Raw genomic sequence first — 16,563 nt, 5'->3', positions numbered from 1 at the left:
TGAGGAGGGCTGATATCGTGAGCTTAGTTGGTCAGACATTAAAAGGACGACGAGAACGTTTAGGTATGACATTAAACGAACTAGAATCGCGTACACAAATTAAACGGCAAACGTTAGTGATGATTGAAAACAATGATTTCGAATCATTAAAAAAAGCTGAGTATGCGGAAGGTTTTATTAGAAAATATGCAAAAGCAGTGAATATTGATTCAGTGCAGTTGATTAATGCGCACAGAGAAGAAATTCCCAATAATGATGAAGCGATACATCAAACAATTGCAGCCTTCGCTAATGATGACAAACCAACATACCGCAGCAAAAATAAAGAACCTTTACAAGTTGGTGTTGTGATTAGTTTAGTGATTATTATCACAGCATTGTTGTGGGTATTTTCAATATTGATATTTTAAAATGGCAAACAAATGTAAGCTATAAGTTATAAATAGAAAAGAGGACTTTGTATGAATATACCGAATTGGATAACTGTGTTTAGAGTTATACTAATTCCAATATTTCTTGTTTTTGCATTAGTAGATTTTGGATTTGGTAACGTTTCATTTATCGGTGGATATGAAATTAAAATTGAATTATTAATAAGTGGTGTTATCTTTATTGTTGCATCCCTTAGTGATTTCTTAGATGGTTATTTAGCAAGGAAGTGGGGACTTGTTACTAATATGGGGAAATTTTTAGACCCACTTGCAGACAAATTATTAGTTTCCAGTGCATTAATTGCTTTAGTGCAATTAGGCCTAACAAATTCAGTTGTTGCTATTATTATTATAGCACGTGAATTTGCTGTTACTGGTTTACGTTTATTGCAAATTGAACAAGGCTTTGTAAGCGCTGCTGGTCAATTAGGTAAGATTAAAACTGCAGTTACAATGGTAGCAATCATTTGGATACTATTTGGTGATCCGTTAGTTACATGGGTTGGTTTCCCAATAGGACAAGTATTGTTGTATATTGGTGTGTTCTTTACGATTTTATCAGGTATAGAATATTTCTATAAAGGTAAAGATGTTTTTAAAGTATAATTTAAAATTATTAATAAACTGGAAGATGTGCTTATAGTAAAGACATCTTCCAGTTTTTTGATGTTTTAATGATATGAAGTCAGATTTTTCGTTTTTTCGTGGTTTTCATTTTATAATTAAGGGAAGTAAAAATGTATTGTATAAACAGAGTGCATTAAAATGATAAATTTGATAATGGGAACTTTGTTTTTGAGGAGGAGTATTTGTGAATATATCAATCATCGCAGTAGGGTCAGAATTGCTACTAGGACAAATTGTTAATACAAATGGCCAATATTTATCAAAACTATTAAATGGTGTCGGTCATAGTGTTGTAGAGCATTCTGTAATTGGTGACAATCCACAGCGTCTAGAAAGAGTGGTTAATCAAGCCCTTCATCAATATGATACTGTGATTTTAACGGGTGGCTTAGGTCCAACAAAAGATGACTTAACCAAACATACTGTAGCTAAAATATTAGGGCGTGAATTAGTAATTGATGAACATGCACTCAATTATATTGAATCATATTTTAGAGAGCAGGACATCGACATGACGCCAAATAATAGACAGCAAGCGCTTGTGATTGAAGGTGCACATATTTTAGAAAATAAAGTCGGTATGGCGCCGGGTATGCTCGTTAATCACGGAAATAAAAAAATTGCTTTGCTACCAGGACCACCTAAAGAAATGCAACCAATGGCGAAACATGAGTTATTACCTTATCTACTTAATGGGGAGCAAACTATATTTTCAGAACTACTACGTTTTGCCGGAATTGGTGAGTCAAAGGTGGAAACTGAATTAATGGATTTGATAGATCAACAAACAAATCCAACTATTGCGCCGCTTGCTGGAACACATGAAGTAAATATAAGATTAACTGCAAACGGGGCATCGCAACAAGCATGCAAGGATTTAATCGCACCTCTGAAAAGCACAATACTAAATCGCATTGGTAAATATTATTATGGTTCTGACGACATACTGCTAGAACAAGCTGTTATGTCATTAGTTAATGAATCCTTTGCGATATATGATGGTGTGACTGACGGTGAGTTATATTCTAGAATGAAAAATTTTGATGATAGTGAAATGTTGAGTGGTATGTTACCACATCATTCACAATTTATAAATGAACATGATACAATTGAATCTCAACTTTCGATAACAGCGCAAATTATAAGAGATGTTTATAATGCAAAAGTTGGTATTTCGATATTGAGTCAAGGTGACATTGTATATTTAGGCGTTTTAACAGGCGAAAGCTTAACGATACAATCATTTAAAATGACGCGCAAAAGAAATTTAATGAAAAGTAGAACACAAAATTATGTGTTAATTAGGTTACTAAATTTATTTAAATAGCTAGTAACGCCTTGCTAAAAGTTAAAAATATAGCACGTGTGTTCTCTTTTTGGGTGATTAACGCTTTTCTTTAGCGAACAAATATTCGCAAAATACTTGCGGAATAATCTAAATCAAGGTATAGTATGGTTAAGATATTTTTCAGAGAGAATTCTCATATAGGAGGTCCAACATTGGATAACGATCGTCAAAAGGCTTTAGATACAGTAATAAAAAATATGGAGAAATCATTTGGTAAAGGCGCGGTAATGAAATTGGGTGATAACGAAGCACGCAAAGTTTCAAGTGTTTCAAGTGGTTCTGTAACATTAGATAATGCTTTAGGAGTAGGTGGTTACCCTAAAGGTAGAATTGTAGAAATTTATGGTCCAGAAAGTTCTGGTAAAACGACTGTGGCACTACATGCCATTGCGGAAGTTCAGAGAAATGGTGGCGTGGCAGCTTTTATTGATGCTGAACATGCATTAGACCCAGTTTACGCAGAAGCATTGGGTGTTGATATTCAAAACTTATATTTATCACAGCCTGACCATGGGGAACAAGGATTAGAAATTGCAGAAGCATTTGTAAGAAGTGGTGCTGTTGAGATAGTTGTTGTTGACTCTGTTGCAGCATTAACACCTAAAGCAGAAATTGAAGGTGAAATGGGAGATACACACGTTGGTTTACAAGCACGTTTGATGTCACAAGCCCTAAGAAAACTTTCAGGCGCGATATCTAAATCAAATACGACTGCAGTATTCATTAACCAAATCCGTGAGAAAGTCGGTGTTATGTTCGGTAACCCTGAAGTTACTCCAGGTGGTCGTGCACTGAAATTCTATAGTTCTGTTCGTTTAGAAGTACGCCGTGCGGAACAATTAAAACAAGGACAAGATATTGTCGGTAATAGAACTAAAATTAAAGTTGTTAAGAATAAAGTCGCACCACCATTTAGAGTTGCTGAAGTTGATATTATGTATGGTAAAGGCATCTCTAAAGAGGGAGAATTAATTGATTTAGGTGTTGAAAACGAAATCGTTGATAAGTCAGGTGCTTGGTATTCTTATAATGGTGACAGAATGGGACAAGGTAAAGAAAATGTCAAATCTTACCTCAAAGAAAACCCTGCTGTCAAAGCAGAAATAGATAGAAAACTAAGAGAAAAATTAGGTATATTTGATGGAGATGTTGAAGAGTCGGAAGCTGAAAATACAGCGACACTTTTTGACGAAGAAGAATAGGTTAAATAGTTACAATAATATATTGTGGAGCATTAAATTATTGTTTTTATTTAGCAACAAAACAAACTAAACCCGTAACAAGGTGTTTAGTTTGTTTTTTGTTTAATATAGGTGAAAATTTAAACTATATTATTCTTTGGGCGTCGTTTCTATCGTATTTTAAAGTAATATATCTTAAAAATAATATGATTAAGGATAAAATATATTATATTTCACCCTTATGTACAATGTTTATATAAGAATATAAAAATATTATGTTAAACGATTTCGTTTCAAAAACAAGATGAATTAAGGTCTAGCAAACATTAAAGTAAATTTAGTGTAAAAGAGATGCCTCAAATATTGAATTATTGTGTAGTCAAACCTTGACACTTCTTAGTTTAAAACCGTACAATTACATTGTATGATTCTTATATAACTTCATATAATCATATTGAATTTTGATATACAGAGCAAAATCCTAGATAAAAGGGGGTGTTTGTGTGAATTTGTTAAGCCTCCTACTCATTTTGCTAGGTATTATTCTCGGAGTTGTTGTAGGGTACGTTGTTGCCCGAAATATATTGCATCAAAAGCAATTACAAGCAAGACAGACTGCCGATGATATTATCGAACAAGGTAATAAAGAAGCAGAGAATATCAAGAAGGAAAAGCTTCTAGAAGCTAAAGAAGAAAACCAAGTCATACGAGAAAAAGCTGAAAATGAGCTTCGTGAAAGACGTGCAGATCTTCAAAAGCAAGAAGCAAGACTTCTACAAAAAGAAGAAAACTTAGAGCGAAAATCTGACCTGTTAGATAAAAAGGATGAGATTTTAGAGCAAAAAGAGTCTAAACTTGAAGAACGACAACAACAAGTAGATGCAAAAGAGAGTAGTGTTCAAACATTAATAAATAAGCATGAACAAGAATTAGAACGCATCTCTGGTCTCTCTCAAGAAGAAGCTGGACAAGAGCAACTTCAAAGAGTTGAAGAGGAATTGTCACAAGATATTGCTATACTTGTTAAGGAAAAAGAGAAAGAAGCAAAAGAAGCAGTCGATAAAAATGCAAAAGAGTTATTAGCAACTACTGTTCAAAGATTAGCTGCAGAACATACATCTGAATCAACAGTTTCAGTTGTTAATTTACCAAATGACGAAATGAAAGGTCGAATCATTGGTAGAGAAGGAAGAAACATTAGAACTTTAGAAACGTTAACTGGTATTGATTTAATTATAGATGATACACCAGAAGCGGTAATTCTCTCTGGTTTTGACCCAATTAGACGTGAAATTGCAAGAACTGCATTAGTTAATCTTGTTTCAGATGGACGAATCCATCCTGGACGTATAGAAGATATGGTAGATAAAGCTCGAAAAGAAGTAGACGATATCATTAGAGATGCTGGGGAACAAGCTACATTTGAAATAAATGTGCATAACATGCATCCGGATTTAGTGAAAATCTTAGGTCGTTTACAGTATCGTACTAGCTATGGACAAAATGTATTGAAACATTCTATTGAAGTTGCACACCTTAGTGGTATGTTAGCAGCAGAACTAGGAGAAGACGTTACATTGGCTAAACGTGCTGGACTACTTCATGACGTTGGTAAAGCAATTGATCACGAGGTTGAGGGAAGCCATGTTGAAATTGGTGTTGAATTAGCTAAAAAATATGCTGAGAATGAAACAGTTATTAACGCAATTCATTCTCATCATGGTGATGTCGAACCGACTTCTATTATTTCTATATTGGTGGCAGCTGCAGACGCATTATCAGCAGCAAGACCAGGTGCTCGTAAAGAGACTTTAGAAAACTATATTAGAAGACTGGAAAGACTAGAAACACTTTCAGAAAGCTACGATGGTGTTGAGAAAGCATTTGCAATCCAAGCGGGTAGAGAAATTCGAGTTATCGTATCACCAGATACTATCGACGACTTAAAATCACATCGCTTAGCAAGAGATATTAAGAGCCAAATTGAAGATGAACTTCAATATCCTGGTCATATAAAAGTGACAGTTGTTCGTGAGACTAGAGCAATTGAATATGCAAAATAAGATTAAAAATATTTAACAATGAATTTGTAAACAAACTAAACGAAATGATTGTTTAGTTTGTTTTTTTATATTTAAATTAGCATATAGATTTGATAGTTACATAATGCTTAATAAATGAAAACACCTCATACGCTAAAAGTACGTATAAGGTGTTAAAAATCATTTATATTCATTTCCAAATTAACTTTAAATGTTTTGTGCTAAAAGACTAATATAAAACTAAGTTAGTTCTAAATCAGCATTTTTAACTTCTTGAATAATTTCAGCTGTATCATAACAGTTTGTTGAAATATTAGCATATCTTTCGGCTAAACGATAAGCATGGATATAGAGTTCTAAACTTTCTTTTGCTATATCCTCTGGATCTTCACTTTTGGATGGATTTGCTGTAACAACTAAGTCAGCAAAATGTTGTGGGTCAATATTAATTGCCATGTATTACTTCCAACTCCTATATTTTGAATTATTTAATTCCTATTATCATTTATACCACCAATTTTATGATTAAAACTTAGTGAAATTAATGAAATTTTTATAATGATACTTTTCATCGTAAATAAATTGCATTAAACTAACATTAAGAGAGAGGATGAACATGTAAATGAGATTATTATTTATCGGAGATATAGTAGGTAAAGTAGGTCGTGAAGCTATTACAACTTATTTACCTAAATTGAAACAAACGTATCGTCCTACAGTTACTATTGTAAATGCGGAAAATGCTGCACATGGTAAAGGATTAACTGAAAAGATATATAAAGATCTATTGCGAGAAGGCGTAGATTTTATGACAATGGGTAATCATACTTTTGGCCAACGTCAAATTTATGATTTTATTGAATCGGCAAATCGTATGGTGAGACCAGCGAATTTCCCAGAAGAAGCGCCAGGAGTAGGTATGAGATTTATTCAAATCAATGAAATTAAATTAGCGATTATCAATTTGCAAGGTCGAGCATTTATGCAAGATATTGATGATCCTTTTAAAAAAGCTGATGCGCTGATCAAGGAAGCTCAAAAAGAAACAGACTATATTTTTGTAGATTTTCATGCTGAGACTACTTCAGAAAAAAATGCAATGGGATGGTTCTTAGATGGTAAAGTGAGTGCGGTTGTGGGTACGCATACGCATATTCAAACCTCAGATGAACGTATCTTACCCGGCGGCACAGGTTATATCACAGATGTAGGGATGACGGGTTTCTATGATGGTATATTAGGGATTAATAGAGATGAAGTAATTACTCGATTTATAACAAGTTTACCTCAAAGACACGTCGTGCCAGACGAAGGCAGAAGTGTATTATCCGGTGTTATTATTGATATCAATAAAGAAGGGAAAACAACACATATTGAACGTGTGTTAATTAATGATGATCACCCCTTTTAAAAAGTATCGTCCATTAGTATGAATTTGAAAAATACCACTCTTAACATAGTAATAGAGTGGTATTTTTTGATATGATGAATAATGAATTATTATAACCACTAGGAGGCAAGATGATATGAAATCACAAGTATCATGGAAAGTGGGCGGACAACAAGGCGAAGGTATTGAATCTACTGGAGAAATCTTCGCGACTGCTATGAATCGTAAGGGATACTACTTATACGGATATCGTCATTTTTCAAGTAGAATTAAAGGCGGCCACACAAATAATAAAATAAGAGTTTCTACTACGCCAGTACATGCAATTAGCGATGATTTAGATATCTTAATTGCATTTGATCAAGAAACAATAGAGTTAAACCATCAAGAAATGCGCGAAGATAGTGTGATTATTGCGGATAGTAAAGCAAAACCTGAAAAACCAGAAGATTGTCGCGCACAATTAATAGATTTACCTTTTACTGCGACTGCAAAGGAATTAGGTACTGCTTTAATGAAAAATATGGTTGCAGTAGGTGCGACTTGTGCAATCATGGATTTTGATATTTCAGATTTTGAAACGCTAATTACAAATATGTTTACTAAAAAAGGTGACAAAGTTGTAGAAATGAACATAGAAGCATTGAATGAAGGTTATCGTTTAATGCATGAACAATTAACTACTGTGGATGGTGATTTTGTTTTAGAGGAAACAAAGGGTGCACCTCACTTATATATGATTGGAAATGATGCAATTGGACTAGGCGCTTTATCAGCTGGATCTAGATTTATGGCAGCTTACCCAATCACACCTGCGTCTGAAATCATGGAATATATGATTGAAAACCTACCCAAGGTTGGCGGCACGGTTGTTCAAACTGAAGATGAAATTGCAGCGGCAAATATGGCTATTGGTTCAAACTATGCAGGTGTGCGTTCGTTCACAGCGAGTGCAGGACCTGGACTCTCATTAATGATGGAAGCCATTGGCTTGTCAGGTATGACAGAAACACCATTTGTAGTTATTAATACACAACGTGGTGGACCATCTACAGGTTTACCTACAAAACAAGAACAATCTGATTTAATGCAGATGATATATGGCACACACGGTGATATCCCTAAAATTGTAGTAGCACCGACTGATGCCGAGGATGCCTTTTATTTAACTATGGAAGCATTTAATTTAGCAGAAATGTACCAATGTCCTGTAATTGTATTAAGTGACTTACAATTATCGTTAGGTAAACAGACTGTTGAAAAGTTAGATTATAGTAAAATTGAAATCAATCGTGGCGAAATTATCCAATCAGATATTGAACGTGAAGAAGATGATAAAGCATACTTTAGACGTTATGCACTTACAGACAGTGGTGTATCACCAAGACCTATCCCAGGCGTTAAAGGTGGTATACACCATGTAACTGGTGTTGAACATAATGAAGAAGGAAAAACAAGTGAAGCTGCAGACAATAGACAACAGCAAATGGATAAACGTATGCGAAAAACAGAACACTTACTTATTCAAGACCCTGTTGAGCTAGCTGCAGAAAATGAAGTAGCAGATATTTTATATTTAGGCTTTATTTCAACAAAAGGTGCAATTCAAGAAGGGAAAGCTAGATTAGAAGAAGAAGGGCTAAAAGTCAATCATCTTCAAATTAGACAATTACATCCTTTCCCTAGTGAATCGATACAAAAAGAAGTAGATAAAGCTTCTAAAGTTGTTGTTGTGGAACATAATTATCAAGGACAACTTGCTAGTATTTTAAAAATGAATGTAAATTTAGGTGACAAACTAATTAATCAGGCCAAGTATGATGGTACACCATTTTTACCAAGAGAAATTGAAGCTAAAGGACTAGAAATTGCTAAAGAAATAAAGGAGTTGGTATAAATGGCAACATTTAAAGACTTTAGAAATAACGTGAAACCAAATTGGTGCCCTGGTTGTGGTGATTTTTCAGTTCAAGCAGCGATTCAAAAAGCAGCAGCAAATGTTGGATTAGAACCTGAAGAGGTAGCTATTATTACTGGGATTGGCTGTTCAGGACGTTTGTCAGGGTATGTAAATTCTTATGGTGTACATGGTATACATGGACGTTCATTGCCACTTGCTCAAGGCGTGAAAATGGCTAATAAAGATTTAACAGTAATTGCTTCAGGCGGTGACGGTGATGGTTATGCGATTGGTATGGGGCATACAATCCATGCTTTACGTAGAAACATGAATATGACTTACATTGTAATGGATAATCAAATTTATGGTTTGACCAAAGGACAGACATCACCATCTTCAGCACAGGGATTTGTAACTAAATCCACACCAAAAGGGAATATTGAACAAAATGTTGCGCCATTAGAACTTGCACTTTCATCAGGAGCAACATTTGTAGCACAAGGATTTTCAAGTGATATCAAAGGACTTACGAAAATGATTGAGGACGCAATTAATCATGATGGATTTTCATTTGTAAATGTATTTTCACCTTGTGTGACATACAATAAAGTCAATACTTATGACTGGTTTAAAGAAAATTTAACAAGTATTGAAGAAATCAAAGACTTCGACGCAACTGACAAACAGAAAGCGACTCAAAAAGTATTAGAATATAATTCACTGCTTAAAGGTATTGTTTATCAGGATACAGAAACGCCATCTTATGAATCACAAATTGAAGAAATGAATGGCACGCCGCTTGCTAAACAAGACCTTCATATTGATGAAGCTCAATTTGAGGCCTTAACAAAACAATTCGTTTAATTATATATAGTAAAACTTAACTACGTTGAGTAACAGATTGTCTACAAAGTCTCTAACTTTGTAGACAGTTTTTTTTGTGCACGCGTTCCGTGGATACTGCCTTAGCCCGTTGTAATCAGCTAATACGGTTCACGTAGGAGCTGGCCCCAATCACTGCCAATATTACACAAAAAAGATTATAATTCATAATTTAAAAAGTGAAATATTTATTATGTTAGATAAATCAATTGATAAAAGACCACGGTTATTTTGAAAAATAACTATACAAATATAAATAAGCAAGCCTTAGAGGAACTATCATCTAAAGTTTGTCTATGCTCTAAAACTTAACATCGTTAAGAGATAGAACTGTTACATTATAGATCAATGAGATTAGGCAATTATGGCAGAATACAATTAGCGATACTGCATCGTGTTTTTTGCTTTGATTTAAATATGAAATTACTATAAAATTTCATAGTGTTATTAATTGACGGAGGCAATAGTTATGGTAGATAAATTTAAGTCGATGACTGAACTGATTGCAGAGACTACAGAACATAGAGAATGGGAAATACAAACAGCAAGTAAGAAATCAACAACACTCATAACTGCAATACATGGCGGGGCGATAGAGCGAGGAACCACAGAAATAGCACAGTTAATTAGTGAGCAAGGTGACCATAGTTTTTATTCTTTTAAAGGTATAAGAAACAATAAGAATAATGAATTACATGTTACATCAAGACATTTTGATGAACCACAACTAGCACAAATGGTGTCTAGTCATCATAACATTATATCCTTGCATGGATGTATGGGTGATGTGCCTGAAGTTTATATTGGTGGTAGAGACTTTGAACTGGCATCTGAAATAAAATCACAACTTGAAAAAGTAAACATCATTGTTAAACCTGCGCCTTCACATATATCTGGTATGCATATGGATAATTTTGTTAATGCTGGCCAAAAAAATGCTGGTGTTCAATTAGAATTAACCGTAGCATTAAGAAAACAATACTTTAACAATAACAAGTATAATTTAAATGATAGAGAAAATAGGCAGAATTGGTCACAGTTTATGTATGTATTTTCGACAGCTGTAAATAAAGCGATAAACAATGTAGAGGAAACAAAATAATTATAATTGTATTGCGTTGGATAATTAAAAATATTAAGTTGCCCTTTACAAAATCTTAAGTTAATAGGAATGATGTGAGGGAAATACAAATATAGAAACTTTGGAAGGGGTTTTATATGGCTGATAAGTATAATTCAATGTCAGAGTTAGAAGCGGAGACAATTGAAAATAAGGACTGGGAAGTTGTAACGCGTGACTTAGATAGTCAAGTAATTATTACTGCGATACATGGCGGAGGTATCGAACCAGGTACAACTGAAATTGCTGATTTAACTGCGCAAAAAGGTGAGTATGATTATTTTTCTTTTAAAGGTACTAAATCAAAAGGGAATGAAGATTTACATGTAACTTCTCGAAATTATGATCAGTCTGTATTGATGGAAATGATAAAGAACAAAACATATGCCGTAGCAATTCATGGTTGTGAAGGTGATGAAGATATTGTCTATATAGGAGGAAAAGATCAAAAACTTATTCATGAAATGACTAGACAATTTGAACAATTAAATATAAGTGTAGAGCAAGCACCAGAGCATATTTCAGGTGCTCATGATGATAATATTATTAATTGTTGTAAAACAGGGGCAGGCGTACAATTAGAGTTAACTCCTGGATTAAGAAAAATGTGTTTTGACAACCAAAAATATAATAAAAAAAGTCGTGAAGATCAACATAATTGGAGTCGATTTATGGATGAATTTACTACTACTATCGTGAAATCTATACAGAACATTCAATCATAGTGATTGCAAATTATCACTAATTGAGTTATTGTAGACTAACGATATCTACAATTAGGAAGTTGATAAAATATGAAATGTTCTAAAGCGACAGATTATGCATTACATGCACTTTTATATATGATTAAAAGTAATGGTGAATCAAGCAAGATTCCAGTACAAGATTTAGCAACAGCGTTAAAAGTCTCAACGACATATTTATCGAAAATATTGACACGTCTTGTAAAGGTGGGCATTATTTCAGCTAGTAGTGGCGCGAAAGGTGGCTATCAATTAAAAACTGGTTGGGAAGACGTTTCAATATATGAAGTCATTATTACCATTGATGGCAAGCAAAGCTTATTGGAAGATAGTTTTAATCATGCTAAAGAATGCCCAATTAAACAAATTATGGACGAAGCAGAGCATAGTTTAATTACCAATTTAGAAGGTAAGACTTTAAAGGACTTGGCTGATAGCTAAGTTCTTATAATTTAAACCAATTATAGATATTAAGAGTCTTCAAAAGTTGCAAAGGAGCGAATCAAATGTATTATGACGTAATTATTATTGGTGGAGGTCCGGCAGGCTTAAATGCTGCATTAAATTTCGGTAGAAGTATGAAACGAACACTTATAATCGACGAGGATAAACCGCGTAATAGGGTTACTCAACTGTCGCATGGTTTTTTAACGCAAGATGGTGTTAAACCAACCGAATTTAAAAGAAAATCTAAAGCAGACGTGGTTAAATATAATGATGTTACTTACTTGGAAGCACATGTAGAACAAATAGAGAAAATAGATAAGGAATTTATAGTTAAAACACAAGTCCAAACTTATAATGCAAGACAAGTGTTATTAGCTACAGGATTAAGGGAACATGGCCCTGATATTACAAATTTTAATGACTTTTATGGCCGATCTATCTTTTATTGCCCTTGGTGTGATGGGTATGAAATGCGTAATAAAAAACTTGCGGTTATTTATTCAGGTGAAATGCTGCTTCATATGGTCAAATTGTTAAGTAACTTTTCACAAGAATTAGTCGTGTTTACAAATGGAGAAAAGGAGGTTCTTGAAGCAGACAAAGCATTGTTAAACAACAAAGGTATTGATATCTATACAGAACCTATTGCACGATTGATTGGAAACAATGGACATTTAGATGGCATTGAGTTAATCGATGAGCAAATTGTTTCAGTAGAAGGTGCATTTGCAAAGATGTATTGGGATACACAATTTGATTTCTTAAATCAATTAAGTATAACGCGAGACGGAGATGGTAAATTCGAAACTGATATATACGGAGAAACATCTGTTGAAGGATTGTATGTAGCTGGTGAAGCTAAAGATAATTTTGCGGGTCAATTATTAGATTCAGCTGCTAATGGTGGCATGATTGCAAAAATGATGATGATGAAACAGATAGAAGAAGATTTTTGATTATTAGGGACTAAAATGCATTAATATGTTCATTCACTTTTAACTATGCCTTTAACTTATAATTTGATAAACTGACAATAAGTTAAATAATTAAGGGGTTGTAATAACATGAATGATACTTTGATGAGTATTCAGATTATTCCTAAAACCGCCAACGGAGAAGATGTTATTCCATACGTAGATGAAGCAATTAAAGTCATTGATGATTCGGGATTAACCTACAGAGTGGGTCCATTAGAAACAACTGTTCAAGGCGAAATGAATGAATGCCTAATTTTAATTCAAAAATTAAACGAGCGTATGGTTGAATTAGAGATACCTAGTACAATAAGTCAAGTTAAGTTTTATCATGTGCCAGAAGGTATTACTATTGAGACACTTACTGGAAAATACGACGAAGTTTAAATTTAACACGTGAAATGATGCAAAAAGACAAACTGTAAATACGGTATTTGTTTATGACCTCTGTTTATGTTTAATAGAGGTAGATTAGTCAAAATAATATAAATGGTCTAAAATTCAGATAAAATACATGTATAAAGTGAATTGGAACTTAATTATATTTAAGGGAGCAGGAAGTGGAGCCCAGACGTAATCATTTAAGAAAGATATGATTTCAGTCAGAAGCTCTTTACCGCTCCCTCATTTGCATTTTAAAACGCTAAATTGTGATTGGATGATCTCAGTATTGAAAATATTGTGCAATAGACTGATTATTTGTTAGTCTTTTTGCACTTTGAAGTCAAATTTAATATAATGTAGTAATGACTATGGATAAATTTAAAGAACTTTGAACGTCAAGGTTGAAAAAACAGAACCTTGAGGGATATTTTAAAATACTTGTTCTTAGTTTTTATGATATAGAAAGGGTTTTGTAGAGTGAATGAAGAACAAAGAAAAAGTACTTCTATAGATATTTTAGCGGAACGAGATAAAAAGGAAAAAGACTATAGCAAGTATTTTGAACACGTGTATCAACCGCCAAGTTTAAAAGAAGCGCGTAAACGCGGAAAAGAAGAAATTAATTATAACCGTGATTTTCAAATAGATGAGAAATATAGAAATATGGGACAAGGAAAAACATTTTTAATTAAAACATATGGTTGTCAGATGAATGCGCATGATACAGAGGTAATGGCTGGTATCCTAGGGGCATTAGGTTATACACCAACGGAAGATATTAATCAGGCAGACGTTATTTTAATTAATACATGTGCCATTCGCGAAAATGCGGAGAATAAAGTGTTTAGTGAAATCGGTAACTTAAAGCATTTGAAAAAAGAGAAACCAGAAACAGTAATTGGTGTCTGTGGATGTATGTCTCAAGAAGAATCTGTCGTAAATAAAATCTTAAAATCATACCAAAATGTAGATATGATTTTTGGTACACATAATATTCATCGTTTACCAGAAATACTTGAAGAAGCGTATTTATCAAAAGCGATGGTAGTTGAAGTTTGGTCAAAAGAGGGCGATGTCATTGAAAACCTTCCAAAAGTAAGAGAAGGCAATATCAAAGCGTGGGTAAATATTATGTATGGTTGTGATAAGTTTTGTACATACTGTATCGTTCCATTCACAAGAGGGAAGGAACGTAGTAGACGACCAGAAGATATTATCGAAGAAGTAAGAGATTTAGCACGTCAAGGGTATCAAGAAATTACATTGTTAGGCCAAAACGTTAATGCATACGGCAAAGATATAGATGGTTTAGCATATGGTTTAGGTGATTTGTTAGAGGATATCTCTCAAATTGATATTCCAAGAGTAAGGTTTACAACGAGTCACCCATGGGACTTCACGGACAGAATGATTGAGGTTATTGCTAACGGCGGAAACATTGTTCCTCATGTTCATCTTCCAGTTCAATCGGGTAATAATGCCGTGCTTAAAATTATGGGACGTAAATACACACGTGAAAGTTACTTAGACTTAGTTAATCGCATCAAGTCAAGAATTCCTAATGTTGCTTTAACAACTGATATCATCGTCGGTTATCCAAACGAGACAGATGAACAATTCGAAGAAACATTAACACTTTATGATGAAGTTGAATTTGAACATGCTTATACGTATATTTATTCACAAAGAGATGGTACGCCTGCAGCTAAAATGAAAGATAATGTACCTTTAGACGTGAAAAAAGATAGATTACAACAATTGAATAAAAAGGTTGCATACTATTCTGAACGTGCTATGCAAACATATGAAGGCGAAGTTGTACAAGTCTTATGTGAAGGATCTAGTAAAAAAGACGAAACAGTCTTAGCCGGTTACACTTCAAAAAACAAATTAGTCAACTTCAAAGCGCCTAAATCTATGATTGGTAAAATTGTAGATGTACAAGTAGATGAAGCGAAACAATTTTCTCTTAATGGTACATTCTTAAATGTAAGTAAACAAGAGATGGTGACACCATAATGTATGAAAAAGAAGAAATTTTAGCAGAAGCGGATCGTATTAGTGAACGCATAAAATCTTTAGATACAGTTAAGGAATACCATAATGTTGAATCGCAAATACATCAAAATAAAAATATAGAGCAGCGAATGAAAGAATTAAAAAAAAATCAAAAGCAATCGGTTAACTTACAAAACTACGGTAAGACACAAGCATTAAAAGATTCTGAGGATAAAATTCAGCATATTGAGGAAGATATTAATATTTTACCTATTGTAGAAGAGTTTAGGGAATCACAGACTGAAGCGAATGATTTATTACAAATGATGATTAGTACCATGTCAGATCGTTTGAATCAACAACTGGAAGATAAAGATTAACAGAGATTGTGGTGGAACTTGTTGGAAAGGAAATGAGCCATATGAAGACGAGAAAGTTAACGCTAACTGCAATTTTTATTGCTATCAACGTTGTGTTAAGTAGTATTATTGTAATTCCATTAGGCCCAGTTAAAGCAGCACCAATTCAACATTTGGTTAATGTGTTGTGTGCTGTTCTAGTAGGGCCATGGTTTGGGCTTGCGCAAGCTTTTATTTCATCTATCATACGTATGATTTTTGGGACAGGGAGTTTCTTTGCTTTTCCAGGGAGTATGGTAGGTGTATTACTTGCTAGTGGGTTCTATTTTTATCGTAAACATATCTTTATGGCGGCAGTGGGAGAAGTAATAGGTACAGGCATTATTGGTAGTATCATGTGCATACCGTTAGCATGGCTGTTAGGCTTTTCAAACTTTGCTGTTAAACCTTTAATGACAGCCTTTATTGTATCGAGTGTCATTGGTGCCATCATTAGTTATATCATTTTAATGATATTGAAAAGAAAAGGTATATTAAAAAAATATTTATAATCAATCTTAATAAATCAAGTTAAGGCACTTTGTTACTCATATGAGTTTGGTTTGATAGATATACTGCAGAAGTAGATCTATTAAATCAATCATTTACAAAGTTGCCTTAATTTTTTTGTTCTTAAATTAATCTTTAACTTATGAAAATGTGAAGTTAATAAATGAGTGCCTGTATATTAATTTAAT

The 16,563-nt window shown here is 33.6% G+C and carries 17 protein-coding genes; 16 read left to right on the top strand and 1 reads right to left on the bottom strand.

What is annotated here, in order from left to right; genetic code table 11:
- Positions 1-17: 17 nt before the first annotated feature.
- The 5 genes from D9V42_RS10005 (at position 18) to rny (ending at position 5,650) form a co-directional block, all read left to right on the top strand.
- Positions 18-410 carry a helix-turn-helix domain-containing protein gene (locus D9V42_RS10005; protein ID WP_107554851.1) on the top strand — a complete coding sequence of 131 codons (393 nt, stop codon included), beginning with the start codon at positions 18-20 and terminating at the stop codon, positions 408-410.
- 51 nt (positions 411-461) lie between these two features.
- The gene (gene pgsA / locus D9V42_RS10000) at positions 462-1,037 is read left to right on the top strand and encodes a CDP-diacylglycerol--glycerol-3-phosphate 3-phosphatidyltransferase (RefSeq protein WP_107531837.1); all 576 of its coding nucleotides are present in this window, start codon (positions 462-464) and stop codon (positions 1,035-1,037) included.
- A gap of 205 nt (positions 1,038-1,242) precedes the next feature.
- Positions 1,243-2,385 (top strand): CinA family nicotinamide mononucleotide deamidase-related protein, encoded by a 1,143-nt coding sequence (locus D9V42_RS09995; protein ID WP_122064790.1) that lies wholly within the window; start codon positions 1,243-1,245, stop codon positions 2,383-2,385.
- A gap of 173 nt (positions 2,386-2,558) precedes the next feature.
- On the top strand, positions 2,559-3,608 hold the full coding sequence (gene recA / locus D9V42_RS09990; protein ID WP_039066722.1) for a recombinase RecA: 1,050 nt from the start codon (positions 2,559-2,561) through the stop codon (positions 3,606-3,608).
- A gap of 482 nt (positions 3,609-4,090) precedes the next feature.
- Entirely contained in the window at positions 4,091-5,650 is a 1,560-nt protein-coding gene (gene rny / locus D9V42_RS09985; protein WP_122064785.1) for a ribonuclease Y, read from the top strand.
- A 219-nt stretch (positions 5,651-5,869) separates the two neighbouring features.
- On the opposite strand, the gene D9V42_RS09980 is transcribed toward rny, so the two are convergent.
- Entirely contained in the window at positions 5,870-6,085 is a 216-nt protein-coding gene (locus tag D9V42_RS09980; RefSeq protein ID WP_029377442.1) for a hypothetical protein, read from the bottom strand.
- A gap of 166 nt (positions 6,086-6,251) precedes the next feature.
- Here D9V42_RS09980 and D9V42_RS09975 point away from each other — a divergent pair, with 166 nt between their 5' ends.
- The 11 genes from D9V42_RS09975 to thiW all read left to right on the top strand — a co-directional run bounded on the left by D9V42_RS09975 (position 6,252) and on the right by thiW (position 16,377).
- The gene (locus tag D9V42_RS09975) at positions 6,252-7,040 is read left to right on the top strand and encodes a TIGR00282 family metallophosphoesterase (protein ID WP_017724325.1); all 789 of its coding nucleotides are present in this window, start codon (positions 6,252-6,254) and stop codon (positions 7,038-7,040) included.
- A 115-nt stretch (positions 7,041-7,155) separates the two neighbouring features.
- Positions 7,156-8,916: a 2-oxoacid:acceptor oxidoreductase subunit alpha gene (locus D9V42_RS09970; protein WP_122064783.1), complete on the top strand. Its 1,761-nt coding sequence runs from the start codon at positions 7,156-7,158 to the stop codon at positions 8,914-8,916.
- Complete coding sequence (locus D9V42_RS09965; RefSeq protein WP_122064781.1) at positions 8,917-9,783, top strand: 2-oxoacid:ferredoxin oxidoreductase subunit beta; 867 nt, start codon at positions 8,917-8,919, stop codon at positions 9,781-9,783. It begins immediately after the preceding gene.
- Between the two features lie 487 nt (positions 9,784-10,270).
- Positions 10,271-10,903, top strand: coding sequence for a poly-gamma-glutamate hydrolase family protein (locus tag D9V42_RS09960; RefSeq protein WP_122064779.1), 633 nt, complete (start codon positions 10,271-10,273; stop codon positions 10,901-10,903).
- A gap of 116 nt (positions 10,904-11,019) precedes the next feature.
- A complete protein-coding gene (locus D9V42_RS09955; RefSeq protein WP_122064777.1) occupies positions 11,020-11,646 on the top strand; it encodes a poly-gamma-glutamate hydrolase family protein in 627 nt (208 codons plus the stop codon).
- Positions 11,647-11,715: 69 nt separating this feature from the next.
- Complete coding sequence (locus D9V42_RS09950) at positions 11,716-12,105, top strand: RrF2 family transcriptional regulator (protein WP_107554857.1); 390 nt, start codon at positions 11,716-11,718, stop codon at positions 12,103-12,105.
- 65 nt (positions 12,106-12,170) lie between these two features.
- Entirely contained in the window at positions 12,171-13,067 is an 897-nt protein-coding gene (locus tag D9V42_RS09945) for an NAD(P)/FAD-dependent oxidoreductase (protein WP_122064775.1), read from the top strand.
- 108 nt (positions 13,068-13,175) lie between these two features.
- A complete protein-coding gene (locus D9V42_RS09940; RefSeq protein WP_107530919.1) occupies positions 13,176-13,472 on the top strand; it encodes a thiamine-binding protein in 297 nt (98 codons plus the stop codon).
- 474 nt (positions 13,473-13,946) lie between these two features.
- Entirely contained in the window at positions 13,947-15,488 is a 1,542-nt protein-coding gene (gene miaB, locus D9V42_RS09935) for a tRNA (N6-isopentenyl adenosine(37)-C2)-methylthiotransferase MiaB (protein ID WP_122064773.1), read from the top strand.
- Positions 15,488-15,847: a YlbF/YmcA family competence regulator gene (locus D9V42_RS09930; protein ID WP_122064771.1), complete on the top strand. Its 360-nt coding sequence runs from the start codon at positions 15,488-15,490 to the stop codon at positions 15,845-15,847. The genes miaB and D9V42_RS09930 overlap by 1 nt, the downstream gene beginning before the upstream one ends.
- Positions 15,848-15,888: 41 nt before the next feature.
- Positions 15,889-16,377 carry an energy coupling factor transporter S component ThiW gene (gene thiW / locus D9V42_RS09925; protein ID WP_107554861.1) on the top strand — a complete coding sequence of 163 codons (489 nt, stop codon included), beginning with the start codon at positions 15,889-15,891 and terminating at the stop codon, positions 16,375-16,377.
- Positions 16,378-16,563: the final 186 nt, after the last annotated feature.

Source organism: Staphylococcus pseudoxylosus, from assembly GCF_003697915.1.
Taxonomy (GTDB): Bacteria; Bacillota; Bacilli; order Staphylococcales; family Staphylococcaceae; genus Staphylococcus; species Staphylococcus pseudoxylosus.
This window is presented reverse-complemented; position numbering and strand designations above follow the sequence as displayed.